Annotated in this window: 1 protein-coding gene; it reads left to right on the forward strand. The window is 76.0% G+C overall.

Going from position 1 to position 2,068, the window contains the following annotated elements; genetic code table 11:
• Positions 1–2,068, forward strand: a 2,068-nt coding sequence (locus tag CCN39_RS27265; RefSeq protein ID WP_143264163.1) for a type I polyketide synthase, incomplete at both ends; no start/stop codon positions are given.

Genomic DNA, 2,068 nt, shown 5'->3' on the forward strand with positions numbered 1-2,068 from the left:
TCTGGGGCCTCGGCCGCGTCCTCGCGCTCGAACACGCCGACCGCTGGGGCGGCCTGGTCGATCTGACACCGGAACCCGGCGCGGCCGAACTCGACCGGCTGGGCCGGATCCTCGCCAACGGCGGTGCCGAAGACCAGCTCGCCGTCCGGCCGGGCGGCCTCCGCCTCCGGCGCCTGCGCACCGCCGGCCGGAGCGACCGCCCGCGTCCTTGGCAGCCCGCAGGCACCGTGCTCGTCACCGGCGGCACCGGCGCGCTCGGCACGCACGTCGCCCGCTGGCTCGCCCGCGAAGGCGCCCCGCACCTGGTCCTGACCGGGCGTCGCGGACCGGACGCGCCCGGCGCCCGCGAACTCGCCGCCGAGCTGGAGGCACTCGGCACGCGGGTCACCCTGGCCCGCTGCGACGTCGGCGATCGCGACGCCCTCGCCGCGTTGCTGGCCGGGCTCGACGAGCCGGTCCGCTCGGTCTTCCACGCCGCGGGCACGGTCGAGCTGCTGCCGGTGACCGAGACGACCCTGCCGGGGTTCGCCGAGGTCGTCCGCGCGAAGGTCGCCGGGGCCCGGCACCTCGACGAGCTGCTCGGCGACGACCTCGACCGGTTCGTGCTGTTCTCCTCGATCGCCGGTGTCTGGGGCAGCGGCGACCACGCGGCCTACTCCGCCGCCAACACCTTCCTCGACACCCTGGCCGAGCGGCGCCGGGCCCGCGGCGCGACCGCGACGTCGATCGCCTGGGGCGTCTGGGCACCGACGGACATCGAGGGCCGGGGCGGGATGTCCGAAGGCGTCGACTCCGGTCAGCTGGCCCGCCGCGGGCTGCCGCTGATGGACCCGGCCACGGCGATCACCGCACTGCACGAAACCCTCGGGCACGACGAAACGTTCACCGTGCTCGCCGCCGTCGACTGGGCCCGGTTCCTGCCGGTCTTCACCGCCGGCCGCGCCCGGCCGCTGTTCGACGACCTGCCCCAGGTTCGCCGCCCGCAGGAGGCCCCGGCCCCGGAGTCCACGCCGCTGGCGCAGCAGCTCGCCGGCCTGTCCGGCGGCGACGTCGACCGGGTGCTCCTGGACCTGGTCCGCGCCCAGGCCGCCGCGGTGCTCGGGCACGCGAGCGGCGACGCCGTCGAGCCGGACCGGCCGTTCAGCGACCTCGGCTTCGACTCGCTCACCGCGCTCGACGTCCGCAACCGGATCGCCGCCGCGACCGGCCTGAGGCTGCCCGCGACGCTGGTCTTCGACCACCCGACCCCGCTGCGGCTGGCCGCGCACCTGCGGGACGCGGCTCTCGGCACGCGCGCCGAACCGGCGGCCGTCACCCGGGTCGCGGCCGCCGACGAGCCGATCGCCGTCATCGGCATGGGCTGCCGCTATCCCGGCGGGGTGCGGTCCGCGGACGACCTGTGGACCCTCGTCGCCGAAGGCCGCGACGCCATCTCCGGGTTCCCCACCGACCGCGGCTGGGACCTGGCGAAGCTGTTCGGCGGCGACGCCGACGAGCAGGGCACCTCGACGGTCCGCGAAGGCGGCTTCCTGCACGACGTCGCCGACTTCGACGCCGGCTTCTTCGGGATTTCCCCGCGTGAAGCGCTGGCGATGGACCCGCAGCAGCGGCTCCTGCTGGAGGTCGCGTGGGAGACCGTCGAGCACGCCGGGATCGACCCGGCCACGCTGCGCGGCGAGCCCGCGGGCGTCTTCGTCGGCGCCAACTACCAGGACTACTACAGCCGGATGCGGGCGATCCCCGACGGTCTCGAAGGGCACCTGCTCACCGGCAGCGTGTCGAGCGTGCTGTCCGGCCGGGTCGCCTACACGCTCGGCCTGGAGGGCCCGGCGCTGACCATCGACGCCGCTTGCTCGTCGTCGCTGGTGGCGTTGCACCTGGCCGCGCAAGCCCTGCGCCGCGGTGAGTGCTCGCTGGCCCTCGCGGGCGGGGTCGCGGTGATGGTGACGCCGTCGTCGTTCACCGCCTTCAGCCGTCAGCGCGGGCTGGCCGCCGACGGCCGCTGCAAGGCGTTCGGGGCCGGCGCCGACGGCATGGGCATGGCCGAGGGCGCCGGTCTGGTCCTGGT

The sequence above is a fragment of the Amycolatopsis kentuckyensis genome, assembly GCF_002155975.1.
Taxonomy (GTDB): Bacteria; Actinomycetota; Actinomycetes; order Mycobacteriales; family Pseudonocardiaceae; genus Amycolatopsis; species Amycolatopsis kentuckyensis.